This window comes from Enterococcus ureilyticus (genome assembly GCF_001730315.1).
Classification (GTDB): Bacteria; Bacillota; Bacilli; order Lactobacillales; family Enterococcaceae; genus Enterococcus_L; species Enterococcus_L ureilyticus.
The window spans coordinates 93,965-120,250 of the sequence record NZ_MIKC01000039.1 but is presented as its reverse complement, the minus strand read 5'-3'; the positions used below and the strand labels follow the sequence as shown (position 1 = coordinate 120,250).

Genomic DNA, 26,286 nt, shown 5'->3' with positions numbered 1-26,286 from the left:
CCTACTCTTCAATGTAAATATTTTTATAATAAACAGAACCTAGAGGTCCAAACGGTAACTCTTTCACTCGATCATTGATCAAGTATGCTTCTGATAATTGATACAAAGAAACCAATGGCACTTCTTCTGCAATCAATTGGTCTGCTTTTTTCATTACATCCCATCGTTTTTCATAATCATTTGCATAAGTTTTGTTCGCCTCGCTTAATAACTGATCATACTCTGTACTTGACCATTTCCCAAAATTGTTAGAATTTTCAGTTTGTAATAAACTTAAAAAATCAATGGGATCAGCATAAACAGGTGTCCAACCACCAAGTACAATATCAAAATCTCCGCTACGACTCTTTTCTAAACGATTATTGAATGGCACTGCTGAAACATTAACAGTCAATCCATCAAGCGTTTTATCCAGAGAACCTTGAATGTATTCACTAATTTTTTTAGCGTTTTCTGAATCAGAGCACAAAATCGTTACCTCGGTTTTTTCAATTCCTAACTCTTTCTTTGCCGATGCCCACAGTTCTTTTGCTTTCGCTTCGTCTGTAGGATTAATATCTCCGACCTCTTCTGCAAAATCTTTTTCAGATGCTTGATTGATAAAGCCCGTTGGAACAAATCCTAATGCTTTTTTTGATCCGTCATTTAATACATTTTCTGCTAGTTTTTTTGAATCTAATGACAAGGCAATAGCTTTTCTTGCGTTTAAATTAGCAAAAATATCTTTTTTTGTGTTTAATTGGATATAATAAGTTCCTGGTACTTCTCTTATTTTAAGAGCCTCATTGCCTTTTTCTTGCGCAACGATTTCTCCAGTGATTTTTACTTCGTCCAGTTGGCCGTCATCAAATAGGTTTTTGGCCGTCGTGATTTCTTTGATAACTTGAGCTTCAACTTTGTCAAGTTTGACTGCGTCTTTATCCCAATACTCTTTATTTTTGACATATGACCATGTATTATTAGTGCCATCCCAACCTTCCATTGTAAAGGGGCCATTATACAAGGTATCTTCTGCAGTTGTCCCATACTCTTTGCCCGTTTTCTCTACAAACTTTTCATTTAATGGAAAAAAGGCAGGAACCGCTAATAATTGTTGGAAATAACTCATCGGATATTCTAAATTAACTTCTAACGTTAGATCATCAACAGCTTTGACCCCAAGTTCGCTTTTATTTTTTTCCCCATTGGCAATTGCTTTATAATTCTTGATTCCTTCGAAATAATAGGCTTGTGGTGACGCTGTTTCAGGATCCACGGTTCTTTTCCATGAGTATTCAAAATCTTTCGCTTTGATTGGATCCCCGTTGCTCCATTTTGCATTATCTCGTATGGTAAAGGTATAGGTTAAACCGTCTTTAGATGGCTCTACTTTATCCGTTGCTAATGCTGGAACTGCTTCTCCCTTTTCGTCAAAAGAAAACAAGCCTTCTCCAACTTGACTCATCACACTGCAAGCGGTATTATCCATTGCCAATGAAACATCCGCTGTTGATAATTCTGAATCGATACCCACTCGAAGCACTTGTTCTTCTTTTGTTGCCGCATCTTTTCCACCTGAACATCCCGCTAAAGTTAAAAGTACCGCACTTACTAATAACATCTTACTTTTTCTGATTTTCATTTTAAAACACCTCATTTTTTGATTTATCAACACAAAACACTTTTTTCTGCTAAAATTATTTATATTCTTATTAAGGGGGTTACACCATGAATTTACATTACCTGAAAGAAATGTACAATTTAACCAAAACAGAACTTCAAATTCTTGCATACTTAGATGAACAATGCGGAAATACACGTGAACTCAGTATTCGTAAAGTAGCTAAAGATTGTTTTACCTCCCCTACCTCTATTGTTCGTTTAGCTAAAAAATTAAATTTATCTGGATACAACGAACTAGTATATAAAATTAAAGAATCGCATTTACCAACTCCTATCGTAAATGAAATACTGCCTTCTACAACTGAAATCGATCAATTTTGCATGCTAATTGAAAAAAATCGTAAAAACTTAGTAGTCGTTCTCGGTGAAGGATTTTCTTCTCACATTTCTAGTTATATTAGTGAGGTTTTGAATTTCCATTCGATTCCTAACATTACTACCTCTCACACGCAATTAATAAATAATCAGAATAATCAAAACATTCTTTTTATAGTTGTTTCTCATTCCGGTGAAGAAGAGTCATTAAGAAAAACAGTAGAACTAGCTAGAAAAAAAAATAACACGATTATTGCTTTTTTAGGTAACAAAAACACGGCTATCGCTGTTGCTGCTGACTTAATATTTTCTACTGATTCATATAGTCCCTTTTCAACAAATATTGCTCAGCCACAACTGTTTTTCGGAAGAACCCTGGTAATATTTGAGTCATTGATATCCGCATGTATCAACTCAAAAAGAAATTAAATAATTTAAGTCATTATATCTGATAAAAAAAGAATGTCTAGCCTAAAAATATCAAATGGTACGTATTCCTCTTTTTAAGGAACACGTACCATTTTACTTTTTATTTTTTTAGTATTTAAAAACAGCTCTTTCTATCGGTCTATGTTTCTATTTTCAAGATTAGGAACAACAACCCCTATGGTTTGTGAAGCATTTTTAGCAAGACGTTGGGCCGCTATATTTGAGATATAGTTAAATTCTTTTGCGATTGCTTTTATTTTCTGCTTCTTTTTTCCGGAATTCTAGATGGTTTATCATTTAATACCAAAGAAACCGCAGCTTCAGATACATTAGCCATTTTCGTAATGTCTTTCATTCTGACTTTCATCGTTCCATCCACTTGACTTAATCCTTTATTGCCATAAAAAATCTGCAACAAGTTGATCTACTTCCGTATTTTCATGTAATTTACTATGCTGGGCAGCTTTTCCGTAGAATATTTTTTCTTGTACCTCATTCCCATGTGTTTGAAATAGCGCGACAACACTTACTGCATCCGCAACAGGAACTGCTTCATCACTTAAACTGCCATCTTCTACATCTCCTGCAACAATCATGACTTTCATCCCTTTGGACACTTTGTCGATTCCATTGACATAATCTGAATAGCGCTCACTTTGAATTGCAGGACCATTTTGTAAAACATCGTCAAGCGTCTCTCCATTAGATAATTCTACGAAATCATTGAATGGTGCCGCTATGCCTACAAATTTGTTGATTTTCGGTAAATTGTTATCCTCCCCAAATGTTGTCAAATAACGTAAAGTGCTAGCGCCACCCATAGAATGTCCTACCAAGTTGACTTGGGTGATTCCATAATTGCTCCCAACGAATTCCAGACAATTCTTGATCCACTCTGCTTGATTCCATTCATTATTTTTATTATCTTCAAAAAGCACTTGAACACTAGGATTATTTTCTTTGCCAGTAAGTTCGCCTTTAGCTTGGACTTTTCCAGCCACACTAACAGTCAAAACTAACTCTTTTTTGGTACGGTGGTTTCCTTCCAATCGTTTGATCATACGACCAAAGGAATTATTTCCACCACCATAGCCATGGATAAATAGTGTCGGAACAGATGTCTTTTGTACATTCTCGCTAGTGTCTGTTTGTTTACCGATCTGCTGCTTTCCATTATCCGCTCCTTTTTTATTCGCGCAACCAGCAAAAAATAACACGATACAGACTATTAGAATGACGTAATCCTTCTTATTTTTCATTTTATCACCTTTTCAATTATCGCTATAGTAAGAAGAGAGCAGGACAAAACTATGATTAGTTTTGTTCCACTCTCTCCATGCCAAAACCATTATGCCTCAGCTCTTTATTTTTTTAGATTGAATCTACTTGTTCAAAATCTAACTCGGTACTTGTTTCACGACCGAACATGTCGATGTTCACTTTTAATTTTTGGCGCTCTTCATCAACTTCTGTTACTTCACCTTCAAGGCCAGAAAAGGCCCCTTCAATAATACGAACGGTGTCACCTAGTGCAACATCCAAATCAGATTGACGTGTGCTCATACCGATTGAACGCAAGATGTGATTGATTTCTTCTTGCAATAACGGCGCTGGCTTGCTTCCCGCACCATGTGAACCAACAAACCCAGTAACACCTGGTGTATTACGCACTACATACCAAGAATCATCGGTCATTGTCATTTCAACTAAGACATAACCAGGGAACGTTTTATGCACGATTTCTTTTGATTTGCCATTTTTTACTTCTGTTTCTGTTTCTTCTGGAACGACTACTCGGAAAATAAAATCTCCCATGCCCATACTTTGTGCTCGCGATTCAATATTCGCTTTCACTTTGTTTTCGTACCCTGAATAGGTATGCAGTACATACCAATTTTTTTCAAATGATTCCATTTCTGCTTCGGCTCCTTTAGGTTTATATAGTGATCATACAATACATTAAGAGTAACAACTATTTCTTGAAACTGCTTTTTTTCGTCTGAAAATAAAAAAACCTCAGTTCCCCGAAGTTTTTCCTCACAAGTTATTATAGCACCATTTTTAATGAAATACTAGTTTGAATTACTTAAGAATCCAGCCAAATGCAGTTTGGATCGCTGTATCCATCACAAAGAATAATGCTGCAAAAATGATCGATGTTTCGATAACCACCAACGTGTCTTTGCGTAATTGTTTTTTAGATGGCCAAGTAACTTGCTTCATCTCATCTTTAACACTACGTAAAAATTTCATTTGAACTCCTCCAATATCTACTTCGTCTCTTTATGTAACGTGTATTTTTGACAGTATTTACAGAATTTTTTGATTTCTAACCGTTCTCCACGTTTTCCTTCACTGACGGCTTTAGAATAGTTTCTGGAGCCACAATCTGAACAAGCAAGTGCTGATTTTTTTGTTGCCATTGTTCAACCTCCTCTATTCACAAATTTACTCAATAACATTATCATTCTTTTAATAAAATGTCAATGGATACTCAATAAACTATGGTTTTCTTTCAAATTATGTTATCATTACCCTGTTAGAAGAATTTAACCTACGGGAGGATTAACATGTTATTAAAATCCGTTGTTATCAAAAAGAAAAATCTTACAACCGTCAATGAATCTTGTACTCTGGAAGAAGCACTGACGATCCTTGAAGATTCAGGATATCGTTGTGTACCGATCCTAGATGAATCGGAAAAGATTTTTAGAGGAAATATCTATAAAATGCACATCTACCGCCACAAAGCAAACGGCGGAGACATGAGTCTACCAGTGACCTATTTGTTGAAAAATGCAACAAAATTTATTTTTGTGAACACGTCATTCTTCAAAGTCTTTTTTACAATCAAAGAATTACCGTATATCGCTGTGTTGGATGAAAATAATCATTTCTATGGTATTTTAACTCATAGTACATTATTGAATATCCTTGCTCAGTCTTGGAATATAGAACGTGGCAGCTATGTATTAACAATTGCTACGACTGGTAAACAGGGTGACCTTGCTGCAATGACAAAAATCATTGCCAAACATAGCAGTATCGCCAGCTGTATTACCTTGGATATCGGGGAAGATGAATTCATTCGTCGTACTTTGATTACATTACCAGCAGAAACTACTGAAGAAACTTGTGCTTTGATCGTTGAAAATTTAGAGCGTAAGAATCTTAAAGTTGTTGAAATTGAAGATTTACAAGCGAACGCTGAATAAGAAGAAAAAGAAGCCTTCCTGCTGAAAGGCTTCTTTTTAACGTTCTTCTCCAATAATGCGGACTTCTGTTTCTAATACAACATCAAATTTTTCTTTGATCACTTGCTGGATATGCGCAATCAATTCTACATAATCAGTAGCCGTAGCGCGATCGATATTGACGATAAAACCTGCATGCTTTTCTGAAATTTGAGCGCCGCCCCATTTCAGGCCTTGTAAGCCGGCATCTTGTATCAATTTCCCAGTAAAATGTCCTTCTGGTCGTTTAAAGACACTGCCACAAGATGGGTACTCCAATGGTTGCTTCGATTCTCTTAGTGCAGTCAACTCAACCATCTGATCTTTGATTACGCTATTTTCCCCTTCTTTTAAAGAAAAAGTTGCTTCTAATACAATACAGTGCATATCTTGAATCGCACTATGACGATAAGAAAATGCCATCTCTTCATTTGTAAAGGTTTGAATCGTCCCGTCTTCCAACAACACATCAACACTTGTGAAAACGTCTTTAATCTCTCCACCGTAAGCACCCGCATTCATATAGACAGCGCCGCCGATACTTCCAGGAATCCCACAAGCAAATTCAAAACCAGTCAAATCATGCTCCAAAGCAACATAGGTTGTATCGATCAATTTTGCTCCTGCTTCCACAATGATCTGGTTTTTAGAAACAGAGATTTGTTTCATATTTTCCAACATAATTACCATTCCGCGAATACCGCCATCTCGGACAATCAAGTTACTGGCATTTCCTAGGACAAGCCAAGGGATTTCATGACTTTTGCAATATTCGACTAATGTCGCCACTTCCGCTTTTGATTTTGGAAAAGCTAGAACATCCACAGGTCCACCTGTTTTAGTAAACGTAAAATTCATCAAAGGTTCATCAAATAGTAAGGTTATATCTGTTAATTCATTCATCATTTCAATTTTATTCATCGAAAGTCGTTCCTTTCTTTCAAACATCCTTTTTATTCTAGCATGTCAAAGAGAAACTTTCTAGTCTGACTCTATAAAATATGTTCTTGATGCTTACGCAACATTTGCGCACATAGTTCATGACTTGTAAAGACTTTTTCTTGTTTTAAATACGTGCCATCATTAGTTTGAACTGCTTTGATAAATTCCTCCACCATTTGTTGAAAGCCACGTTTTTCTACTGTTGTTGTCCAATCGCCAAATTTTTGTTGTTGTGTCCCTAACGGGTTTTGGCTAGTTAAATCTGTTAGATTTTCCAATACTAACGTTCCTTCTGGACTTGTTACTTGGTAAGTTTCTGTATTTGCTCCTGCGTAGAGATTCATTGAAGCAATGGCTGTCGTAGTTTCTGTTTCTACGTGAAGAATCGCTCTTTTTAGTAAGCCATCTTCCTCAATGATTTTGGTTTGAACCTGGCGGATATCATCATCAAGGAGATAGACAAGTGTATCAGCTACATGTAAGAATAAATCGTAAATTACAAAATTAGCTGTAGATTCCGATGCTATTCGATTTTTTTGGATCAGCAGCATATTTTTATTGTCAACTGCTTTTAATTCGTCTACAAATGGTGCAAAACGGCGATTGAAGCCTACCATCAAAATCAGCTTTTTTTCTGCTGCTAGAGCTTGGATTTCTTTGACTTCTGCTAGGTTTTCACTTAACGGTTTATCAACGAAAACATGGATGCCCGCTTCTAGTAGTTGTTTTACTAGTTGATCGTGCACTTTGGTTGCCGCATGAACAAAACAAGCTACTATTCCAGTCTGAATCAATTCTTCTGTTGAAGCAACCATTTCGTTGAAGCCGTATTTTTCACTGATTTCTTTTCGGGTTTGTTCATTTCGGGTGGATAATATAAACGTTGCTTGGTCTCTTAGTTGAGAGTACACAGGTAGATATGCTTTTTGCGCGATATTTCCTAAGCCGATGATTCCGATTTTCATATGATTCCCTCACGATCAATAGTTGATACGATTATTATACTATTGATTGGGAGGAAATGTCTGAAATTAAAGCTCTTTATAATAAAACTGAATTGAAATCATGATTCTATTTCTGTACTCTCCTAGTTCCGATTAAAAATTAAGTTCTTTATTCTCAATTCAGAAAATCCATTTGCTTTTTGTTTTTGAATATCTTTAATTTCGGTGTAATACATCTCATCAAATACATTTTTGACTTACAGATACTCCAAACCCTTGCAAACGGTCCAAATGGTTATCAAAAGTATAAAATCACGATTAATTTTTTCTTCGTCTATTTTAATAACTGATCTCTTTCAATAGTAACTTCACCTATATTCTTTACAGTAAAAGAGCTATCATAACTTTCTACCCAATCTTTTATCACAGTGTTATATAAAATTTCGTTAGATTTATTCCTTAAAAATTCTTTTGATATCTGATATTTATCAAGATATTTTTCTATTTCTTTATTAGTAGTTGGATCTAATTCATCTACACCCGATAAGGTAACGTTGACTTTCACTTTTAACAACTTTTCTTTTACAAAATAACTATAACCCATTTGCAAAAAAACACCGTTATCTATCTTCTTTGTATACACAAAAGATAATATTTTGTCTGTATATCCAAAATGAAACGTCAGATTTTCGTCCTGTTTCAAAAACTCCTTCTTATATTGTTCATTTATTATGGTTAAATCATCAAATGTTTGTACTTTTTTTCTATCCCAGCTTTTGATTTGTTTCATTTTAGGAAATCCGTTTGCTGTCTGCTTTTTTATATCTTTAATTTCAGTGTAATACATCTCATCGAAAACATTTTTAATTTTCAAATACTCCAAACCTTTATATCCAATAAAAGATATAACTATACATAGTACAACAAGCTTTGGTTTCTTCTTCATTATTTTACTCATTTCAATTTATTCTAAAAATGGATCTTTCTTGATTATCAATTTTCCAATATTCTTTGCGGAGAAGCGACTAGGATAAGTATTGATCCAATCCTTGATAACTTTATTGTATAAGACTTTATCCGCTACTATTTGTACTTCTTTCTTTGAAATATTGTATTTATCAAAATATTTTTGGATTTCGTTCGCTTTTTCTATATCCCATTTTTCTATGTTGTCATCTATAATACTGATGTCTTCATTTAAAATTTTTGTTTCACTATCATATCTATATCCAATTTCATAAGAGATATTGGAATCTATTTTTTTAGTATATCCTATATAAAACTCTTTTTTTGAAAACATAAAACTAATTGATAAAGACTCACCGTTCTCCAAATATTCTTCTTTATAACTCTCAATTACTGGTCCTACAACATTATTGGTATCTGCTGTTTTTCTGTCCCACCATTCAATCTGTTTCATCTTTGGAAACCCTTTTAGATTTAAAACATAACCAAGATCATCATATTCTCCACTATAAATTTCGTCGAATACATTTTTAATTTTCAAATACTCCAAACTCTTGTACCCGACCCAAATAGTTATCAGGAGTATGAAAACAATGATTAATCTTTTCTTCATCTACTTCAAAAACTCATCTTTTTCAATGTCAACTTCGCCTATATCTTTTACAGAAAAGCGGCTAGGATAGGTATTCGTCCAATCTTTGATTACTCTATCATATAAAATATCATAAGCTTTTTTCTTTAGTTCCCTCTTAGATATATTATATTCACTTAAATATTTATTTATTTCACTATAATTTGTTATCGTATGATTTTCTTTTGTGTTATCTAAAAAAGAAAAATTTTCTTTGATTACCTTATCATTAAAAAAATAAGTAAACGTAAAATAAATAGAAACTTCGGGAGAAATTTTTTCGGTATATTCAATGTAGTATTTTTTTTTAGAAAACATAAAACTAATTGATAATGACTCGCCATTTCCCAGAAATTCTTTTTTGTAACTCTCAATTATTGGACCTGCAACATTATTAGTATCTGCTGCTTTTCTGTCCCACCGTTCAATCTGTTTCATCTTTGGAAACCCTTTTGGATTTAAAACATAACCAAGATCATCATATTCTCCACTATAAATTTCGTCAAATACATTTTTAATTTTCAAATACTCCAAACCTTTATATCCAATAATAATCATTATTCCCAATGCTACAATGATTAACAGCTTTTTTTTCATTTAATAGTCCTTCAATTCATTATTTTTATCTTTTAAGTTACATAAAAATCGATAAGAATCATAATATTTCTCTTTTAATTCTTTCATGGAATTAACCTTTAAATTATTGAATATGGTATTTTTCACTTCACTATATGCTGTATGTTCAGTAAAAATTTCTGCTCTGCTTTGTCCTGATCGTAAGTGATTGTGATAATAATTCATTGTATCCATGTAAGACCATTTATTTTTATTCATTAAATACGTTATATTTTCTGAATCCAAATCCGCTTTATAATCATCTGGACCTAAGCTTGGTGTTGCTTCAGCCGCTTTTGTTGCATCACCTTTCCAACCAGATAAACGATTAGCATTTTCACGCCCTCCATTCCCAGCCGCTGCTGGAATACCTGGATTTAAAATTGTGGCTTGCGTAATAGACTGATGTGCAAAGTCTCCTTTGTCTTTCATATTATTAAATTGTTCTCTCCATAGTTTTTCAAACTCTTCCATGGTTAAATTATAACCTAGAACTTGTTGTATAGTTTCTTTAAATTCTGACTTTTGAGAATCTTTTAAATCATCCCAATTTAACGATGTTGGTGACGATGAAATCAGATTTTGTATCCTTACTTTGTAACGTAATAAATCGTAGTCGCTATCACTTAATCCAAGCAATTTCTTTAACTGATCCTCGATTGACAGAGCATCACCACTGCTATCAGTAATTCCCACACCTGCTGTATTTGCCCACATACTACCGTTTAACAATTTTTTTAATGTGTCTTTTAGTCCATCACTACTCATGTCACCATATACCAAACCACCAAGTAAACGATTCAAAATATAATCTCGTTCTCTCTGTGAAAGATTAGGATAATTTTTATCAATATTTTCTTTCATTTTCAAAATAATTTGTGCTGTCTCATCATCAAATCCATACTGCTCTTTCAAGTTTCGCACAAATTTCTGCTCACTGGTTTGATGGCGATCATTCCAACGTTTATTCACATCTTTCATCCAAGATGTATCCTTCAATGAAAATCCTTTACCGTTCCAACTCCCAGGACCAATACTGCCGTTACCGTTAACACCTAAAGCTTGCATTCCTTTTGAAAGCAAATTCCTTGTATCACTCAACCCATCAAAATAACTGGTAGACTGGTCACAAAATGCAAGAAATTTTTGAAGTTTTTCCTCTATTTTGGCTTTCTTCGCTTGATTACGTGTGATGCCTGCATCCATGATAGTGATTGCGGCTTGGAAAATCATGCCCATTAATTTATCTTTGTCGTCTGATAAATTTTGTTTGGCTTGAGTATAGCTGTCTTTTGACGATTGAAACTCTTGAATCAACTTATCCGCTTCATTGATTTGCTCTTGTAATTCTTCGGAATCTAAATCTTCACTACCACACTGAGAGATGTAGGCTTCCACATATTGTTCATTCGCTTGTACAACCGCCTCACTATGAAGAATCGCTGCTTTGCATAGGGCTGGATAAACGCTTGAAAGATAGGATTTTATGGCGTCCATTCCTTCTCCGCTCATTCCTACCGCTAACTGAATCCCTTGCGTTGCGGTTGAAACAGATTCCAATGCCTGACTATACGTTTTAGCATATGATTTTATTTGTTCTGTTTGAGTTTGGACTTCACCAATCACCATTTTGACCATGAGCATCTTCCTCCTCTCTCAGCGCTTGTAATTCTGCTTCATACAAGGTTTCAGAATACTCTTCTAATTGTCGTTTTTCCTTATTTACTATTTCCTGACCCTCATTCATTTCATCAAAAAATCGACGTTCTTCTATACGAGCTTCTTCAACAATCTCTTCAAAAAAAGAAAATTCCTCTTGTCCATGAAAATAGGCTAATATCCGTTCATTATGTATCCGTTCCCTCGTAGCTAGCTGTCCATATTCTTCCATTTTGCGTTCTAGTAACAGGCTAATCTGAACAGTTTCTTCTTGCTTTTCTTCGTTTTCAATTCGCTTCTTTCTAATGTCGTCCTCTTTCATATCATCCACTCCTTAAGTTAAACGCTTCAATGCATCGCTATTTCATCAAACCGGTAAAGGGTCTATCAAATAACTGTTTCGTCTGGGAATCTGCTCGTTCAAACGCCGCAACAGCGCTGTGAATATTCGCTACATCACGATTTAACAGTTGTTGGATTGTTGTGGAAGAGGTTTTAAATTCTTCAAAAGTAGTAGTTGCTGTGGTATTTCCTGGCACCGTTGTCCCAGAAGAAAAGGTCACGGTTTGGGAGATCGTTAATTTATCGTTAGCTTGACCAATCTTGGTCGCCTGATTCTGTGCTTCTGCACCGTTAACATCAATCAATTTTTCATACTCCTTTATATTTTTTTCAACCCTAATATCAAGTATATCTTAATAAAATATTGAAGTAAATCACATATTTCTAGCTATCTCTAACATGAATTTCTTTATCAAACAAAAAATTGCAAGTCTATGACTTCCAATTTGGAAAATAAAACATTTTTCTGTTATTTTATCTTATATATAAGGAAATGATTTTTCGTGTTATTTAATGGCGTTTAAGAGGAAAATTAGGTTGCGTGTTCGCCTTCTTTTCGTATATACTTAGAAGGTAGAATAGAACAAAGAAAACAGCCCATCTATAAATGAGCTGTTCAAATCAGAATATAAAATAAATTGGCACTTCATTAATTGGCGACAACCAAATAATCGAAGCCTTGTAACGACAGCGAACACTGCCCAAACAAGTTGCCAATAGTGCTAGCAACATGTACTAGCTTCTTTTCTTATACCTAAAGTTTACCTATTTTGCCATAGGTTTGTTAACTTTTGGGCTATTTTAGAAGAAGTGGTAGATGATTTTTAGAGACTATTGTTGACGATATTGGGAAATTTCCTGATATCGTTTTTTCTATTCTACAAATTCAAGTAAAGGAGGTTCACTTCAAATTAAAACAAATGATCAATTATAGATATAAGACAAGGAGACAACGTTCACTTCGTTCACCTTGTACTTTGCATCATCCACTCTGCCCTTTGGTCAGTCGTAGTCCTTCAATTCTTAGAGCTTTAGTTCTTAGAAATTGATGAGATCGAAGTGGAACGTAGTGGTGCAAAGCAAAAAGGCACTTCATCACTTGGCGACAACCAATTGATGAAGCCTTGCATAGACAGCGAACACTATCTATACAAGTTGCCAATTGCTAGCACAAAGTCCTAGCATTCTTTATTGTACCTAATTTTACTGGAATTTTCTAGTCTGTCTGGAAACTTTTTGTTAAAATCATGTACTTAATAAAGTCTGCATACTTTTTCTAGATAATTGATAGCGGTATTGGTAGTTTTAGGATGATAAAAAGTCGTTAAATTTTGAGCAACTGGACTAAAAAGGAATCCATGCACTTTTCGGATTGAGGCATTTTTAGGGAGTTGTTGAAAAAGTGACTTTTTCTCACTAACTGCTCCAATAACGTTTTTTGTTTTATCCCAAAAAAGGCGATAGAAATTCTACCAGACTGACACTATTCATCCACAAGTCATTTCTACCGCTAATTTAATAAGTTGCCTAAGTCAATGCGTACATTAAGAAGCGCTGAAGTACGAAATTCAGTGCTTCAAAAAAGGAGAGAACCATTATGAAAAACGAGCTACATACCCTAAAAGCAATTCCCTATCAAGATATTACTGATTTACAAGATTTACTAGATCATTTTGACTCTTGGCAAGAACCTCTTGCCGTATTGGATCATTTCTTCCAATTCCGAACGGGTCCAATCAACAAGAAAAAAGTTATCAAAGAATATTATGCTTGTGGTCATTTGTTCCACACTTTTTTCACAGAATTTATCCGTTTGGTGGAAGCTGAACAAATCAAAATTAAGAAGTTAGATCGTGAAAGAAAAGTAACTACTCATTTTGTTAAGAAGTAAAAATGAGGAGGTGTCCATTTAGTGGCATCTCCCTTAATAATAAGTAAGGTATGCTTGGATAAGGGTACACAAGTAAATATGCTTTTTGCACGATATTTATAAAATCGATAACGCCTATTTTCATAATAACTCCTCTAGTCCGATACATGATATGTTATTCTATTTTTTGATTCACTGTTTTCTTTTGGATGAATCGATTTGACCCTTTTTTGGCGAAAAATAAAATAATTGCTACCGCTAAAATAATTGGGCTTAGATTTAGTGGGAAAAACAACATCATAAACACACCTACTGGAAACGGTGAATTTATGATTGCAATTGCAATACTGGTACTCACGATTGCAACAATCAACAAACGATCCGTTTGGGTAAATAACTGTGATACAGCAAATCCTTGAATGATTGCCGCAAATACAATAGGAAAAATATCGCCACCGATCCAACCTGTATTAAGGCATAGTTGCAAGAATACTAATTTGATCAACGCAATCATCGTTAACACTAAAAATGAAGCTTGACTTCCAACAAATGGTGCCAATGAAAGCGATAGTTGCCCTGAAAAAAGTAAATTAGGTAGAAAAACACCTATTAGAAAAATTGCGATAGATCCAATCAATGCTTTACGAATCGGAAACTCTTGCCAAAAATCTAACCGTTTCTTTAGAAAGATTTTAAACAGAAGATAACATTTTCCAACTATTACCCCAAAAAGCATCAACGGCAAGCCTATCCACAGCTCTTTCCCTATCCAATTTGATTCGCCCATTTTAGAAACAAAAGAAGGTTGTCCTGTCAGTTTCATTAAAAGGAAAAAAGTGATCAAGCCATTAATAATAAATAGTAGATAAAAAATCTTTTTCTTCGACTTCTGGCCTGCATCAGCAGCTCTTTTTTCATCATACGTCAACAAATAGTTTTTAGGATGAATCAGACGTGCAATCTGATCTTTTAGAGACAACTCTTTCAATTCGTTAAAGTGAAAGTAGTAATAGCGCAGTTTATCCGCCTGCCATACAGATAAATAAATAACCGCACTTAGTAACCCCGCTTCTGGTCCTACGCCTGCACCAAAAATCAATACGACAAGAGCTATCAACAAACTACGGAAAACACTACTATGATCGAGTGTTTTTGTTTGCTTTAATTCTGTTACAGAATCATGAACTGTATGAGGCAAATTCCCCCATCTTGCTCGTAAAAACCCTAGTAAAACGCCACCTGTTAACGTAAGCCCTAAAATATAGAACACACGTAAAGGAGTATCCGGCGAAACTAAATTCCAAAGTAATTCAGAACCTATTCCTTCCACTCTTAAAAAGATAAACGATATAACCCCAATCATACTGCTTAGTACCACGCCATAAACCAGCAACCCAATTTCTTTTGTATTCAATTTGATAGTTCCTTTCAGTTCAAAATATTTATAGTTTCCATGACTTCCCTTTCACTTTATCATAAATCTAAATACCTGAATACAAAAATGATACTTGTTGATTTCAATCAGAAAGTCGACACAGAATACCAAAATCTGGATTATGTATGTTAAACTAATCTAAAGTCTTACTTACAAAAATCAATAAATCGCGTCAATTTTGAAGGAGGTCCTCAAGATGAAATGTATTTCGTGGAATGTTAACGGCTTACGTGCTGTTGTTAAAAAGAACTTTATGGAAGTTTTCAATGAATTAGATGCAGATTTTTTCTGTCTGCAAGAAACTAAATTACAAGAAGGTCAAATTGACTTAGAGTTGCCAGGTTATCATCAATACTGGAATTATGCTGAGAAAAAAGGGTATTCAGGGACTGCCATTTTTGCCAAAGAAGAAGCACTCAGCGTACGATACGGAATGGGAATTGAAGAACATGATCAAGAAGGTCGTTTGATCACATTGGAATATCCAAACTTCTTTATGATTACTTGTTATACACCTAATTCGCAAAATGAGCTGAAACGATTAGATTATCGTATGACATGGGAAGATGCCTTTCGTGCTTATTTAAATGAATTGAGCAAAGAAAAACCAGTGATTTTATGTGGTGATTTGAATGTTGCTCATCAAAATATCGATTTGAAAAATTGGAAAACCAATCAAAAAAATGCTGGCTTTACACCGGAAGAACGTGAAAAATTTACAGAATTATTGGATAGTGGTTTTATTGATACTTATCGCTATTTCTATCCTGACCAAGAAGGCGTTTATTCTTGGTGGAGTTATCGTTTTAATGCTCGGAAAAATAATGCTGGGTGGAGAATCGATTACTTTGTTGTTTCTGATGGATTGAAAGAGGCTTTAACAAGTGCGAAAATTCATACCGAAATTACTGGCAGTGATCATTGTCCAGTAGAGGTTGATTTAACGATTGCTTAGTGAGTGGGACATAACTCTTCGAGTCATATCCCGCTCACGTGGAATCCAGATAAACGGTGGGAGCAGAAGCAACCCCTCTTATTTCTCGGGGTTTAACACTTCTGTCTCATCCTCTTTTTATTTAATTTCTGTTAATATTACTGAATTGGACTTACCATGTATCTATTATTTTGTTATACTGCATGTATGAATTAATTTTGAACCGAAAGGAATAATGACTATGAATTTTTATTCCATAGACTTTGAAACAGCCAGTTACGCTAAACATAGCGCTTGTTCTGTTGCTTTAGTAAAAGTAGAGAATAGCCGCATCGTTGATGAATATTACTCACTAATTAAACCAGAAACCGACTTTTTCTGGAAAAATATCCAAATTCATGGAATCAAACCAGAAGATGTGGCGGATGCCCCTAAATTTCCTGATGTTTGGAAGCAGATCCAAGCCTGTTTTAAACCCAATAGTTTAGTGGTTGCTCATAATGCCCCTTTTGACTGTGGTGTTTTAGCTGGTTCCTTGGATTATTATGGGATCGAACAACCGAATTATCTTTCATTGTGTACAGTTAAAACGAGTCGCAAGTTATTTCCAGAGTTGCCGAATCATAAATTAAACACGATTTGTGATAATCTAGATATCCAGTTGAACAATCATCATGATGCACTAGAAGACAGCCGAGCTTGCGCTGAAATTTTACTGTATCAGGAAAAACATTTTGGTGTTGAACCGTTGAAAAAACTTGTTACAGTCAAATAAAAAAAGCCGAATCAAGAACAATTCGTTCTTTTGATTCGGCTTTTTCTTTATTTTTCTAAAATCTCAATGATCTCATCCATATTTTTAGAACCAAAAACAATGTCTTTATCATCAATGATCATCGCAGGAACACTCATGATTTTCTTCTCTGTTTTCAATTCTGGGAAAACACCAATATCGATCATTTCTGCTTCAACATTATGATTAATAGAAGCAATTCGTTGACACGCTGCCACGACATCTGGACAGTAATGACAGGTTAATGAAACAAAAATCTGTACTTTCTTTTTCGGTAATTCTTTTATTTTATTTACGACTGGCTCTTCAATTGGTTGTCCAGCACTTCCAACATTATAAACAGCTAACACGATTGAATTGACTTCATGCCCACTTGGAATACCGCTAAATTTGATTCCTGTGTACTCGCCTTGATCATTTAAGACAACAACACTTGGTAATTTATCAATGCCATATTTCGCTTCTACATCAGAGTCCGCACCTTTTTGAACAGTTTCCAACAAAATTTTATCACTTAATGAGGCAAATTCCGTTAGGAAAGAATTCAATTCTAGCGATTTTTCTTCGCTGCTATCCATCACTTGTAATAAGGTTACATTTTTCGTTAATTTACCAAAAATACCACCCAATTGTTCTCTCATTGCATCTGGGAACCATGTGTTATTTCCACTTGTTGCTTTAGCAGGTTTCTTTTCTGCTTTTGGTTGTGTTTCTTTTGTTTCGGCATGTTGCTTCGCTAAACGTTTTTCCATCCGTTCATTGACGATTGATAGGCCTGCTTTTGTTTTTTCTTCGGTGATGTATTTTTGCGCATTCGTTGCGGCAATTGCACCATCAGCAACTGCTGTAACGATTTGACGTAATTCTTTGATACGTAGGTCTCCGGCAGCATAAACACCAGGAACATTGGTTTCCATGTTTTCGTTGGTTGGGACATAACCACGATCTAATTCGACTTTTCCTTCAAAAATTTCTGTACTTGGTTTATTTCCAGCAAACACAAACATCCCAAATGTACTGTCAGTTGGTGCTTCGTAAGTCGTTTCTTCGCCTGTTTCATTATTGACAAAGACCGCTTTACGAACAAAATCATCACCTGTAATTTCTTTGACTTCTGTATTGTAGATGATCTTGATATCTGGATGTTGTTTGGCTGCTTCTGCTGTTAATTTGGCACAAGTAAAATCTGGTTCACGAATGATCATTGTGACTGATTTACCGTAACGAGTTAAATAAACCGCTTCTTCTGCCGCCGCATAGCCACCACCAAGTACAAAAATATCTAAACCTTGGAAGAATTCACCGTCACAAGTTGAACAGTACGCAATGCCACGTCCTGTAAATTCAACTTCCCCTGGAAAGCCGATTTTTCGTGCTGATGCACCTGTTGCGATGATCACCGCATACGCTTGATAGGTTTTAGTCGCGGATTTGACTGTTTTGACCGTTTGGCTTAAATCGACATCAATGATTTCATCAGTTGTAAATTCAACCCCAAAATCTAGCGCTTGTAAACGCATATCTTCCATTAATTCAGGACCGGTAGTTGCTCGAATCGCTGGGTAATTCACGATTTCAGAAGTTGTGGTTACTTGTCCGCCAATCTTATCTTTTTCGATGATCAATGTATCTAACATCGCACGACCTGCATAAATTCCTGCTGATAATGCCGCTGATCCGCCACCAATTACGATCAAATCATATATTTCTTGGCTCATGTATGTTCTCCTTTTTGTCTATCTCATTATTTTGCTCTGTAAATTTTAAGAAAGACTTCCCATAAAGGAAGTCTTAAGGTTGTCTATTCAAACGTTTAGATTTTACCAACTAAGTCTAAACTTGGTGCAATTGTTTCTTCGCCTGGTTTCCAGTTTGCTGGACAAACTTTATCGCCATGTTTTGCTACGAATTGAGATGCTTCTAATTTACGAACTAGCTCATCTGCATTACGGCCGATTCCCATATCATTGATTTCGTATGATTTGATTTCGCCTTCTGGGCTAACGATAAATGTTCCACGGTATGCTTGACCTAAATCTTCATTTAAAACGCCGAAGAAACGAGCAATTTTTCCATTTGGATCAGCTAACATTGGGTATTTAATTTTACCGATTGTATCTGTCGCATCTGCCCAAGCTTTATGAACAAAATGGCTATCTTCTGATACTGAGTATACTTCACAGTTCAACTCTTTTAGGTGATCATAATGATCTTGCATGTCGCCAAGTTCTGTTGGACAAACAAATGAAAAGTCAGCTGGATAGAAGAAGAAAATACTCCATTTACCTAATACATCTGCTGTTGATACTTTGATAAAATCTCCATCTTGATAGGCGTCACATTCGAAATCTAATAGTTTTGTGTTAATTAAGTTCATCTACATATTCCTCCTAATTTTTAAAAGCTAGCCTGTGTAGCTAGACATTTTTCTACACTCTTAGCGTATCAATTTAAAATTATTATGTCAATAGAATTATTATAGTTTAGTTATTTTATTTTTGCTATTTTCGGCTTTTCTTTGAGAAAATAGCTCTTTCATTCTCATTAAGCAAAAAAACAATCGTTTTTTACTTGTCTGATTATACTTACATCATAAAATGAAAACAGAACAAAGACAAGATTCTTTATCCTATTTCATTTTCATTCTATTCTACCAAAAAAAATCTTTCAATAATTGAACGACTTTCTGATTTTCAACTAACTCGCTGTGACTTGTATTTTCTCCTTCGATCAACACTTCCTGATACTCCGCTACTTGATCCTGATAAATGTACCTTCCAGAAAAGACGCTTTGCACAGGAACGGTATTATCAGATGCCGTATCATCAACCTCTCCAGCAATATTCAACATCTCAATTGTATCAGGGATATTTTCTAGATTCGTTAAATAGCCTTTAAGCAGGTCGCTAGTTTCTTTTAGTTGGGTAAATGAAGTCACCGCTTCATTATATTTTTTTGACGTATCATTATAAGGCGTTCCTAGTGTGATTAGTTTGGCTAATTCAGGGTCACCAGTTTGTTGAAATTCTTCCAGATAAGAGGTAATGACTAATCCGCCATTGGAGTGCCCTAAGTAATTGTATGTTTCAAATGAGTATTTTTCTTGGATATAATGTAATGCTAATTGATACCATTTTCCTTGAACGGGTAGTGTCTCATCACTACTGTCTTCAAACGCGATCACGATGATAGGATGTTCTGCTGCAGTTGTTAATTTTCCTTTAGAGGAAACCGTTCCGTCTGTTGTTACGGTCACTTTTAACACGTCAGCTTTTGAATCTAAGGCTTTGATCAAGCCATTGAATCGATTCACTGTCCCATTTGTGCCTGGAACAAAAATCGTTGGCGTTTGAATTGCCACGGGGGCACTTGTTGATGTAAATTTTTCGGCGAATGCCGTTAGGCTTTTTTGAAATAAAAGAAAGAGCATTAGAATAACACCTACAATCAAAAGTATTTTAGGAATCTTTCTTTTTATGTTTTTAGTAGTATTCATGACGTTTCCCTCCTCTCATAGAGAAAGTGTACGCCTTGAAACTTAAACGAACATTAAACACAATCGAAAGAAGGAAACTAAGCTTAGGAGATTAAAAATGATTCATCCATATTCTTGTCTTTGCCAAAATGCTTACCATGAACATCAATTGCTGCATGCCATTCTTTACATAAATCATGAGGAATTCCATCCGTCAAATGATTGAAGTCTTTCCGCATTTCTTCGTACGTCTTATAGGGACCAAACCCCAAACGATTAAACAAACGAATGGCATATTGATCCGCGATGAAAACATTTCGTTCAAAAATATAAAGGAGCATCGCATCTGCTGTTTCTGATCCAACACCTTTGATCGTTAACAGCTCTTTTCTTAACGCTTCAGTAGAGTAAGCACGAAATTTATCAAAATCACTATCATGGGAAATAAACCAACTGATCAATGCTTTGATATAGTTACTTTTTTGAGTGAAAAATCCTGCTGGACGGATCAGTTCTTGAAGTGTTTCTAATTCCATTTCATGAAGACTTTCTACTGTTAGATAAGGTTCCAAATTAGCCAATGCTTTATGCGCATTTTTTTCAGTCGTCTGCTGGATCAAGATCATCGAAACCCAATCAGAAATCCGATTTTCATCTTCCCACCAATATTGAAAACCGTAATGTGCGACCAAATTATTTAACACTTGAAGCTTTTCTTTATCTGATTTCAACTTTATCTACTCCTTTATCGTCACATAAAAAAACTCAGATCAAAATAATTAAATCCTGACCCAAGTTGTCTATTCGTTATTCAGTTAGTTCTCTTTCTTTTGTGATCATGATCACGCCATCACCTAACGGCAATAATGTTGAGGTCAAATCTGGATGGGTCATAACTGTCTCTAAAAATTGATTCAATTTTCTATGAATCGTTCTTTGGCTACGTGGAATTTCTTCGATTGGGTCTAAAATCGTGCCTGCTTGGAAAACATCATCCACCATCAACACACCGCCAACGGGTAATAAGCGTAAGCATTCTGGTAAAAATTCGATATATTTAGATTTTGCACTGTCCATAAAAATAAAGTCATAAGGACCACTTAGTGTCGGCAAAATTTCCGCCGCTTGTCCTTCTAATAAAGTTACTTTGTCCGTTAGACCTAAACGTTCATAGGTTACTTTCGCTTTTCTGATCATTACATCAAATCGATCGATCGTCGTAACATGTCCGTCTTCCCCGACACATTGCGCCATAAGGCTAGAAGAAAAGCCGATTGCTGTCCCTATTTCTAAAATGTTCTTGGGTTTGATTTGATCTAAGAAAAATTGTAAGAACACTACTGTTTCATGGGGAATGATTGGTACTCCCGCTTCGTGTGCTTCTTCTTCTATTACACCAAGTTCACCTTGGATTTTTTTTTGTTTATTTCGCATAAATTCAACAAGTTCTGGTTTCACAACTGGTCGATGCATCATTTCGTTGCGCACGTTATTCATCCTTCCAAAAGTCAATCATTTCTAGTTTTCACTACTAGTAATATAGCAGAAATCATTTTCGGTTAATAGCCTTTTTTAGCTGTTTTGAGAAAATAGTTTCGTTCATGTCTTTTAACAACGATTCATTCTTTTTAATCTACTACGATTTTACTAGACTTAAACTAAAAGCAATCATAAAACATTTAAAGAGTATCCATTATCCTATAATGTTTTCAAATAGTTTTTTGCTTTTTGATACAATTCAAGTTGCTGACTTTTCTTCACGAAGTTTCTCTTGTTAAAACATTGATAGTTGCTTTGCCTAACTGAATTTAAAATTCCTTTGTAAAAATAGATAGATAGTAATAGCGCTTCTTGACAATCTTTGTGGATAGCATCCAGCATTGTTTGGGCTTTTGAGTATAGTTGCTCAGCTCTTGTTGCCTCGTATTCCCATAATTCTATAAAAGAATCATTGATGATGCCTTTTTCCAACGAATCAAGTGAAACATCAAATCTTTCCATGATTTCCTTTGGAAGATAGATTCGCTGATTATTGTAGTCTTCTCCGATATCTCTTAAAATATTCGTGATTTGCATGGCTTCACCTAATTGGATTGCTTGGCTTCTTATTTCATCAGGACGATCAGAAAGAATTGGCAACAACATCAATCCGACTGATCCTGCGACATAGTAAGAATATTCTTCTAATTCAGTCTGTGTTTCAGGTTGTTGAAACGTCCAATCCATCTCTTGCCCCAATAACATATCATAAAAAGACTGTTGATTCATTTCATAGGTTTCGAATACTGGCACTAAGGCTCTCCAAAAATAACGATCTGGAATTTTCCCTGCTAAAAAGTCATCTAATTCACGTTTTAATTTGTTTAAACGATCCACATCACGGAATACATCAATGCTATCATCTGCTTCACGACAAAAAGAATAAATAGCAAAAATACTTAGTGCTTTTTGCTTTGGAAGTTTAGAAAAGGCTTTATAAAAACTTTTTGAATGTTTGCGAATCGTTTCCTCACACAAAGCGAAATCTGATTCGTACATTGAAAATAGTTTCGTTACGTCATCTTTTCTTTTTATCATCTTTCAACAACTCCTCCGCAGCTAACTTAGCGCTTGTTAAAACAATCGGAACTCCCGCCCCTGGATGTGTACTACTACCGCAAAAATAAAGGTTATCTGCATAATCGAATTTATTATGAGGACGATAATAGTTACTTTGTTTTAAGGTCGGTTTCAGTCCGAACGTTGCACCATTATAAGCATTAAAATTTTGCTTGAACTCTTTAGGTGTATAGACAGATTCATAAACGATATGTTCTTCTATATCAGAGAAAATAGTTTCTTTTTTGACTAAATCGAGAACGTTTTGTCGAAATGCCTGCGTTGTTGATTCGTTCCAATCCACTCCTTGTGAGAGTTCAGGAACAGGCACCAAAATATAAACCCCTTCATGCCCTTCTGGCGCTAAACTTTCATCGATTGAAGACGGAACATAAATATAAAATGAAGGGTCATCTGGTAATTTTCCATCTTCAAAAATATCATTAATATTTTTTTCAAAATCTTCAGCAAATCGAATCGTATGAAGTGAATCCACTGGATATTTTTTATCCAGACCAAGATAAAGAATGAAACATGAACAGGAATAATCCAACTTATCAATTTTTTTATCGGTATATTTTCCTCTAGTCTTTTCATCTGGTAACAATGACTTCATTGCATAAGGAAAATCAGCATTACACACGACGTAATCACTCGGGATAATGCCCTCTTCTGTCCTGATTCCTGTTGCTTGTTTATTTTCTATGATGATTTCTTTAACAGGTGTATTAAGGTGTATCGTACCACCAAGCTCTTCAAAAGCTTTGGCCATTCCTGTAGCCAAGGTATACATCCCACCTTCAATAAACCAGATGCCATAAATTAGTTCAATCATAGGAATAATTGTATAAAGAGAAGGACCATTATAAGGAGAAACCCCTATGTAAAGAGTTTGGAAGGCTAATGCTTTCCGTAATCTTTCGTCTTTTACAAATTTTGAAATAGAACTATAGGCATCATTAAATGTGTGTAATCTAAACCCATCAATCAATGATCTCGGATTATAAAAATCCCAAAAAGAACGAAATGATTTCATGATGAAAGCCTTTTTCGCTATTTGATACCGTTTATAAATACTTGCTAAATATTCTAGATATCCTTGCATATCCTCTTCTGAAATACCTTCTAAAAGTGACGTTAAAGACACTAGATCCGAAGACATGTTCAACGTTTCTTCATTTGGAAAGTTCAAGGATAACATGGGATCAACTTTTTTCATCGGTATATATTGATCTGGGTCTTTCCCACATTGTTCAAAAACTTCACGATAAATTTCAGGCATCATTACGATGGTCGGACCTACGTCAAAGGTAAATCCTTGTTCTTTTATTTGGTACATTTTACCACCGACTTGTTCATTTTTCTCGTACAAATGAACATTATACCCTTCGTGTTGCAGACGAATAGCTGCTGCTAATCCTGCAGCTCCTGCACCAATTACTATAACTTTTTTCACTATTATACACCACCAACTCGTTTTTTTAAGTATATCCTTATCAATTGATAATGTAAATTATTTAGATTTTTTAGGAAAAAATCTAAATAAATGAGATAAAACGAAACATCCTATCCTAGTGCCTTATAATCTGAATGAGTGAGGTAAAAATAGAAGCGCGCATTGCTTGTTTTTAAATAAAAACAAGCAATGCGCGCTTTTCACTATTCTTTCGTTTAATACAATAAGTTTACCAAGTCTTCTTTTTCAATGTTACCAAAATATTTTTTGATATCAATCTGATCAACTGCTGCTTCGATTGCTGATTTTTCATATTTTGTACCAGTCAAAATATCTTCTACATCTTTGATTTCACCGAGTCCAAAGAAATCGCCAAAGATTTTGATTTCTTTGATTATTCCCTCTTCTACATTCATCTGAGCATCGATGGAACCAATCGGAAAACGCTGATGACGTTCTAAGTTAAACGCTGGTGACTTGCCATAATTCCAATCCCAATTACGATAGTATTCATCGGAAATTTTGTTGATTTTTTCCCAGTCTTCATCCGTTAATTCGTATGTTTTTACTTGATCAACGTCGTTTACACCAAATATTTTCAATAAAATATCTTCACAAAACTCTTCTGTCGTCATTTCTTGCTTATCCGCTGGTAAAAACGGTTTGATGTTTGTCACTCGAGAACGGACAGATTTAATCCCTTTTGATTCTATTTTATCTTTGCGAACTTTTAATGTGTTCACTACCTCATTGATATCACTATCAAACATCAAAGTACCATGCGCAAACATTCTCCCTGCCGTTGCATACATCGCATTTCCAGAGAACTTCATTCCATCAATAACTAAATCGTTGCGCCCTTTTAATTCAGCACCCGAAACACCTAGCTCATGGAGTGCTTGAATAATTGGTTGAGTCACTTTTGCAAAATCACGGAAAGAATTTCCATCATCTGGCATGATAAAACTAAAGTTCAAGTTTCCATGATCATGATAAACAGCTCCACCACCACTTAAACGGCGAACAACATGAATGCCATGTTCATCTACATATTCTTTGTTGATCTCAGCAATCGTATTTTGGTTGCGTCCAATAATAATGGAGGGATCATTAATATAGAATAGGAGAATCGGTTCATCTAACGATTTTTCTTTTAATAAATACGTTTCAATTGCTAAGTTGATTCTTGGATCATTATTTTCATTTGGAACAAAAATCATGTTTACCACTCCTTAAATTTTAATCACTAAATTTTTCTTTGCTAAACTAACGGACACATGGCTACCAGCGGCATTTTCAGCTTGTCTTCTTAGTTCTTCTAATGAACCATGTTGCGGTAAATGGGTCAGAATAAGATTTTGGACATGCGCTGCTTTGGCGATTTCTCCAGACTCTTTGGCAGTAAAATGAGCATGGTGGTGTTCGTTTCCTTCAAACAAATAAGTATCTGCTAAAAAAACATCTGCATCTTTCGCAAAATCAACAAAACTTTCCAAATAGCCCGAATCACCAGTGAAAACAAACACTTTACCTGTTTTTTCCTCTACAAAACGCATCGCATAACAAGGAACTGGATGAATGGTTTTCATGAAGGTTATGAGAAAGGGGCCTAATTTTAATTCCTCTGCTTCAAAATAAGGGACGGCTTTTGATACCCCAGACATATTCAACGATTCAAAATGAACAGCATCATCTGTATGTCCATAAATTGGCAATATAGGTGTTGGTTCCATCACTGGATATAATTGACGGTAATACTGCAGCACACCAAGATCAGCAATATGATCGTAATGATAATGGGACAAAATCACGGCATCTAGCTTTAAGGGATCAAGATGCTCCTCTAAATTGACTAAGGTTGTGCTTCCAGCATCTAACAACAGCTTAAAATCATCTGATTCTATCAGGTAAGAACTGGTTCCTTCTCCTTTATACGGATAAGCGCCTAAGCAGCCCAAAATGGTTATTTTCAATTTCATCTACCTCC

At 35.1% G+C, this 26,286-nt stretch carries 29 protein-coding genes; 5 read left to right on the top strand and 24 right to left on the bottom strand.

Annotated elements, in window-relative coordinates; all coding sequences use genetic code 11:
• Nucleotide 1: 1 nt before the first annotated feature.
• Nucleotides 2–1,621: a peptide ABC transporter substrate-binding protein gene (locus BCR24_RS13225; RefSeq protein WP_069640989.1), complete on the bottom strand. Its 1,620-nt coding sequence runs from the start codon at nt 1,619–1,621 to the stop codon at nt 2–4.
• Nucleotides 1,622–1,707: 86 nt separating this feature from the next.
• On the opposite strand from BCR24_RS13225, the gene BCR24_RS13220 reads away from it, so the two are divergent.
• Complete coding sequence (locus BCR24_RS13220) at nt 1,708–2,406, top strand: MurR/RpiR family transcriptional regulator (RefSeq protein ID WP_069640988.1); 699 nt, start codon at nt 1,708–1,710, stop codon at nt 2,404–2,406.
• Nucleotides 2,407–2,659: 253 nt separating this feature from the next.
• Here the strand turns inward: BCR24_RS13220 and BCR24_RS17170 are convergent, their stop codons facing one another.
• From BCR24_RS17170 to rpmG, 5 genes are all read right to left on the bottom strand, one after another.
• Entirely contained in the window at nt 2,660–2,824 is a 165-nt protein-coding gene (locus BCR24_RS17170; RefSeq protein ID WP_239574115.1) for a LacI family DNA-binding transcriptional regulator, read from the bottom strand.
• Nucleotides 2,799–3,665: an alpha/beta fold hydrolase gene (locus BCR24_RS13215; protein ID WP_069640987.1), complete on the bottom strand. Its 867-nt coding sequence runs from the start codon at nt 3,663–3,665 to the stop codon at nt 2,799–2,801. The genes BCR24_RS17170 and BCR24_RS13215 overlap by 26 nt, the downstream gene beginning before the upstream one ends.
• Nucleotides 3,666–3,777: 112 nt before the next feature.
• Nucleotides 3,778–4,320, bottom strand: a complete 543-nt coding sequence (gene nusG, locus BCR24_RS13210; protein ID WP_010773265.1) for a transcription termination/antitermination protein NusG — start codon at nt 4,318–4,320, stop codon at nt 3,778–3,780.
• A 168-nt stretch (nt 4,321–4,488) separates the two neighbouring features.
• A complete protein-coding gene (gene secE, locus BCR24_RS13205; RefSeq protein ID WP_069640986.1) occupies nt 4,489–4,659 on the bottom strand; it encodes a preprotein translocase subunit SecE in 171 nt (56 codons plus the stop codon).
• 17 nt (nt 4,660–4,676) lie between these two features.
• On the bottom strand, nt 4,677–4,829 hold the full coding sequence (gene rpmG / locus BCR24_RS13200; protein WP_010760564.1) for a 50S ribosomal protein L33: 153 nt from the start codon (nt 4,827–4,829) through the stop codon (nt 4,677–4,679).
• A 147-nt stretch (nt 4,830–4,976) separates the two neighbouring features.
• Here rpmG and cbpA point away from each other — a divergent pair, with 147 nt between their 5' ends.
• Complete coding sequence (gene cbpA / locus BCR24_RS13195; RefSeq protein ID WP_069640985.1) at nt 4,977–5,621, top strand: cyclic di-AMP binding protein CbpA; 645 nt, start codon at nt 4,977–4,979, stop codon at nt 5,619–5,621.
• A 36-nt stretch (nt 5,622–5,657) separates the two neighbouring features.
• On the opposite strand, the gene murB is transcribed toward cbpA, so the two are convergent.
• From murB to BCR24_RS13155, 8 genes are all read right to left on the bottom strand, one after another.
• Nucleotides 5,658–6,560, bottom strand: coding sequence for a UDP-N-acetylmuramate dehydrogenase (gene murB / locus BCR24_RS13190; RefSeq protein ID WP_069640984.1), 903 nt, complete (start codon nt 6,558–6,560; stop codon nt 5,658–5,660).
• Between the two features lie 71 nt (nt 6,561–6,631).
• Nucleotides 6,632–7,546: a Gfo/Idh/MocA family protein gene (locus BCR24_RS13185; RefSeq protein ID WP_069640983.1), complete on the bottom strand. Its 915-nt coding sequence runs from the start codon at nt 7,544–7,546 to the stop codon at nt 6,632–6,634.
• Between the two features lie 313 nt (nt 7,547–7,859).
• Nucleotides 7,860–8,471 carry a TipC family immunity protein gene (locus tag BCR24_RS13180; RefSeq protein ID WP_069640982.1) on the bottom strand — a complete coding sequence of 204 codons (612 nt, stop codon included), beginning with the start codon at nt 8,469–8,471 and terminating at the stop codon, nt 7,860–7,862.
• Between the two features lie 18 nt (nt 8,472–8,489).
• Nucleotides 8,490–9,104 (bottom strand): TipC family immunity protein, encoded by a 615-nt coding sequence (locus BCR24_RS13175; RefSeq protein WP_069640981.1) that lies wholly within the window; start codon nt 9,102–9,104, stop codon nt 8,490–8,492.
• Nucleotides 9,105–9,719: a TipC family immunity protein gene (locus tag BCR24_RS13170; protein ID WP_069640980.1), complete on the bottom strand. Its 615-nt coding sequence runs from the start codon at nt 9,717–9,719 to the stop codon at nt 9,105–9,107.
• Nucleotides 9,720–11,375 carry an LXG domain-containing protein gene (locus BCR24_RS13165; RefSeq protein ID WP_069640979.1) on the bottom strand — a complete coding sequence of 552 codons (1,656 nt, stop codon included), beginning with the start codon at nt 11,373–11,375 and terminating at the stop codon, nt 9,720–9,722. It lies immediately after the preceding gene.
• Nucleotides 11,353–11,718 (bottom strand): hypothetical protein, encoded by a 366-nt coding sequence (locus BCR24_RS13160; protein ID WP_069640978.1) that lies wholly within the window; start codon nt 11,716–11,718, stop codon nt 11,353–11,355. Before BCR24_RS13160 ends, BCR24_RS13165 begins: the two co-directional genes overlap by 23 nt.
• A 37-nt stretch (nt 11,719–11,755) precedes the next feature.
• Nucleotides 11,756–12,043, bottom strand: coding sequence for a TIGR04197 family type VII secretion effector (locus BCR24_RS13155; RefSeq protein WP_069640977.1), 288 nt, complete (start codon nt 12,041–12,043; stop codon nt 11,756–11,758).
• A 1,292-nt stretch (nt 12,044–13,335) separates the two neighbouring features.
• Between BCR24_RS13155 and BCR24_RS13150 the strand changes: the two genes are divergently transcribed.
• Complete coding sequence (locus BCR24_RS13150) at nt 13,336–13,629, top strand: hypothetical protein (RefSeq protein ID WP_069640976.1); 294 nt, start codon at nt 13,336–13,338, stop codon at nt 13,627–13,629.
• Between the two features lie 154 nt (nt 13,630–13,783).
• Here the strand turns inward: BCR24_RS13150 and BCR24_RS13145 are convergent, their stop codons facing one another.
• Complete coding sequence (locus BCR24_RS13145; RefSeq protein ID WP_100630425.1) at nt 13,784–15,022, bottom strand: chloride channel protein; 1,239 nt, start codon at nt 15,020–15,022, stop codon at nt 13,784–13,786.
• Nucleotides 15,023–15,239: 217 nt separating this feature from the next.
• On the opposite strand from BCR24_RS13145, the gene BCR24_RS13140 reads away from it, so the two are divergent.
• Complete coding sequence (locus BCR24_RS13140; protein ID WP_069640975.1) at nt 15,240–15,998, top strand: exodeoxyribonuclease III; 759 nt, start codon at nt 15,240–15,242, stop codon at nt 15,996–15,998.
• A gap of 220 nt (nt 15,999–16,218) precedes the next feature.
• Nucleotides 16,219–16,752, top strand: a complete 534-nt coding sequence (locus tag BCR24_RS13135) for a 3'-5' exonuclease (protein ID WP_069640974.1) — start codon at nt 16,219–16,221, stop codon at nt 16,750–16,752.
• A 47-nt stretch (nt 16,753–16,799) separates the two neighbouring features.
• Here BCR24_RS13135 and BCR24_RS13130 read toward each other — a convergent pair whose 3' ends face one another.
• The 9 genes from BCR24_RS13130 to BCR24_RS13090 form a co-directional block, all read right to left on the bottom strand.
• Entirely contained in the window at nt 16,800–18,488 is a 1,689-nt protein-coding gene (locus BCR24_RS13130) for an FAD-dependent oxidoreductase (RefSeq protein ID WP_069640973.1), read from the bottom strand.
• 95 nt (nt 18,489–18,583) lie between these two features.
• Nucleotides 18,584–19,147, bottom strand: coding sequence for an alkyl hydroperoxide reductase subunit C (gene ahpC / locus BCR24_RS13125; RefSeq protein WP_010760552.1), 564 nt, complete (start codon nt 19,145–19,147; stop codon nt 18,584–18,586).
• 273 nt (nt 19,148–19,420) lie between these two features.
• On the bottom strand, nt 19,421–20,266 hold the full coding sequence (locus BCR24_RS13120; RefSeq protein WP_083244407.1) for an alpha/beta hydrolase: 846 nt from the start codon (nt 20,264–20,266) through the stop codon (nt 19,421–19,423).
• 83 nt (nt 20,267–20,349) lie between these two features.
• Nucleotides 20,350–20,976, bottom strand: coding sequence for an endonuclease III domain-containing protein (locus tag BCR24_RS13115; protein ID WP_069640972.1), 627 nt, complete (start codon nt 20,974–20,976; stop codon nt 20,350–20,352).
• Nucleotides 20,977–21,052: 76 nt separating this feature from the next.
• Nucleotides 21,053–21,733, bottom strand: a complete 681-nt coding sequence (locus tag BCR24_RS13110; RefSeq protein ID WP_069640971.1) for an O-methyltransferase — start codon at nt 21,731–21,733, stop codon at nt 21,053–21,055.
• Between the two features lie 210 nt (nt 21,734–21,943).
• Complete coding sequence (locus BCR24_RS13105) at nt 21,944–22,822, bottom strand: phytoene/squalene synthase family protein (RefSeq protein ID WP_069640970.1); 879 nt, start codon at nt 22,820–22,822, stop codon at nt 21,944–21,946.
• Nucleotides 22,803–24,299 carry a phytoene desaturase family protein gene (locus BCR24_RS13100; protein ID WP_069640969.1) on the bottom strand — a complete coding sequence of 499 codons (1,497 nt, stop codon included), beginning with the start codon at nt 24,297–24,299 and terminating at the stop codon, nt 22,803–22,805. The genes BCR24_RS13105 and BCR24_RS13100 overlap by 20 nt, the downstream gene beginning before the upstream one ends.
• A 215-nt stretch (nt 24,300–24,514) precedes the next feature.
• Nucleotides 24,515–25,519 carry a lipoate--protein ligase gene (gene lplA / locus BCR24_RS13095; RefSeq protein WP_069640968.1) on the bottom strand — a complete coding sequence of 335 codons (1,005 nt, stop codon included), beginning with the start codon at nt 25,517–25,519 and terminating at the stop codon, nt 24,515–24,517.
• Between the two features lie 12 nt (nt 25,520–25,531).
• Nucleotides 25,532–26,272: an MBL fold metallo-hydrolase gene (locus BCR24_RS13090; protein WP_069641071.1), complete on the bottom strand. Its 741-nt coding sequence runs from the start codon at nt 26,270–26,272 to the stop codon at nt 25,532–25,534.
• Between the last annotated feature and the right edge of the window lie 14 nt (nt 26,273–26,286).

Coding starts and splice junctions, on each gene's coding strand:
- BCR24_RS13140 (WP_069640975.1), top strand. CDS start 15,240: ATGAAATGTATTTCGTGGAATGTTAACGGCTTACGTGCTGTTGTTAAA.
- rpmG (WP_010760564.1), bottom strand. CDS start 4,829: ATGGCAACAAAAAAATCAGCACTTGCTTGTTCAGATTGTGGCTCCAGA.
- BCR24_RS13185 (WP_069640983.1), bottom strand. CDS start 7,546: ATGAAAATCGGAATCATCGGCTTAGGAAATATCGCGCAAAAAGCATAT.
- BCR24_RS13180 (WP_069640982.1), bottom strand. CDS start 8,471: ATGAAGAAGAAACCAAAGCTTGTTGTACTATGTATAGTTATATCTTTT.
- lplA (WP_069640968.1), bottom strand. CDS start 25,519: ATGATTTTTGTTCCAAATGAAAATAATGATCCAAGAATCAACTTAGCA.
- BCR24_RS13175 (WP_069640981.1), bottom strand. CDS start 9,104: ATGAAGAAAAGATTAATCATTGTTTTCATACTCCTGATAACTATTTGG.
- BCR24_RS13215 (WP_069640987.1), bottom strand. CDS start 3,665: ATGAAAAATAAGAAGGATTACGTCATTCTAATAGTCTGTATCGTGTTA.
- murB (WP_069640984.1), bottom strand. CDS start 6,560: ATGAATAAAATTGAAATGATGAATGAATTAACAGATATAACCTTACTA.
- BCR24_RS13170 (WP_069640980.1), bottom strand. CDS start 9,719: ATGAAAAAAAAGCTGTTAATCATTGTAGCATTGGGAATAATGATTATT.
- BCR24_RS13150 (WP_069640976.1), top strand. CDS start 13,336: ATGAAAAACGAGCTACATACCCTAAAAGCAATTCCCTATCAAGATATT.
- nusG (WP_010773265.1), bottom strand. CDS start 4,320: ATGGAATCATTTGAAAAAAATTGGTATGTACTGCATACCTATTCAGGG.
- BCR24_RS13135 (WP_069640974.1), top strand. CDS start 16,219: ATGAATTTTTATTCCATAGACTTTGAAACAGCCAGTTACGCTAAACAT.
- BCR24_RS13225 (WP_069640989.1), bottom strand. CDS start 1,621: ATGAAAATCAGAAAAAGTAAGATGTTATTAGTAAGTGCGGTACTTTTA.
- ahpC (WP_010760552.1), bottom strand. CDS start 19,147: ATGAACTTAATTAACACAAAACTATTAGATTTCGAATGTGACGCCTAT.
- BCR24_RS13130 (WP_069640973.1), bottom strand. CDS start 18,488: ATGAGCCAAGAAATATATGATTTGATCGTAATTGGTGGCGGATCAGCG.
- cbpA (WP_069640985.1), top strand. CDS start 4,977: ATGTTATTAAAATCCGTTGTTATCAAAAAGAAAAATCTTACAACCGTC.
- BCR24_RS13160 (WP_069640978.1), bottom strand. CDS start 11,718: ATGAAAGAGGACGACATTAGAAAGAAGCGAATTGAAAACGAAGAAAAG.
- BCR24_RS13165 (WP_069640979.1), bottom strand. CDS start 11,375: ATGGTCAAAATGGTGATTGGTGAAGTCCAAACTCAAACAGAACAAATA.
- BCR24_RS13120 (WP_083244407.1), bottom strand. CDS start 20,266: ATGAATACTACTAAAAACATAAAAAGAAAGATTCCTAAAATACTTTTG.
- BCR24_RS13105 (WP_069640970.1), bottom strand. CDS start 22,822: ATGATAAAAAGAAAAGATGACGTAACGAAACTATTTTCAATGTACGAA.
- secE (WP_069640986.1), bottom strand. CDS start 4,659: ATGAAATTTTTACGTAGTGTTAAAGATGAGATGAAGCAAGTTACTTGG.
- BCR24_RS13220 (WP_069640988.1), top strand. CDS start 1,708: ATGAATTTACATTACCTGAAAGAAATGTACAATTTAACCAAAACAGAA.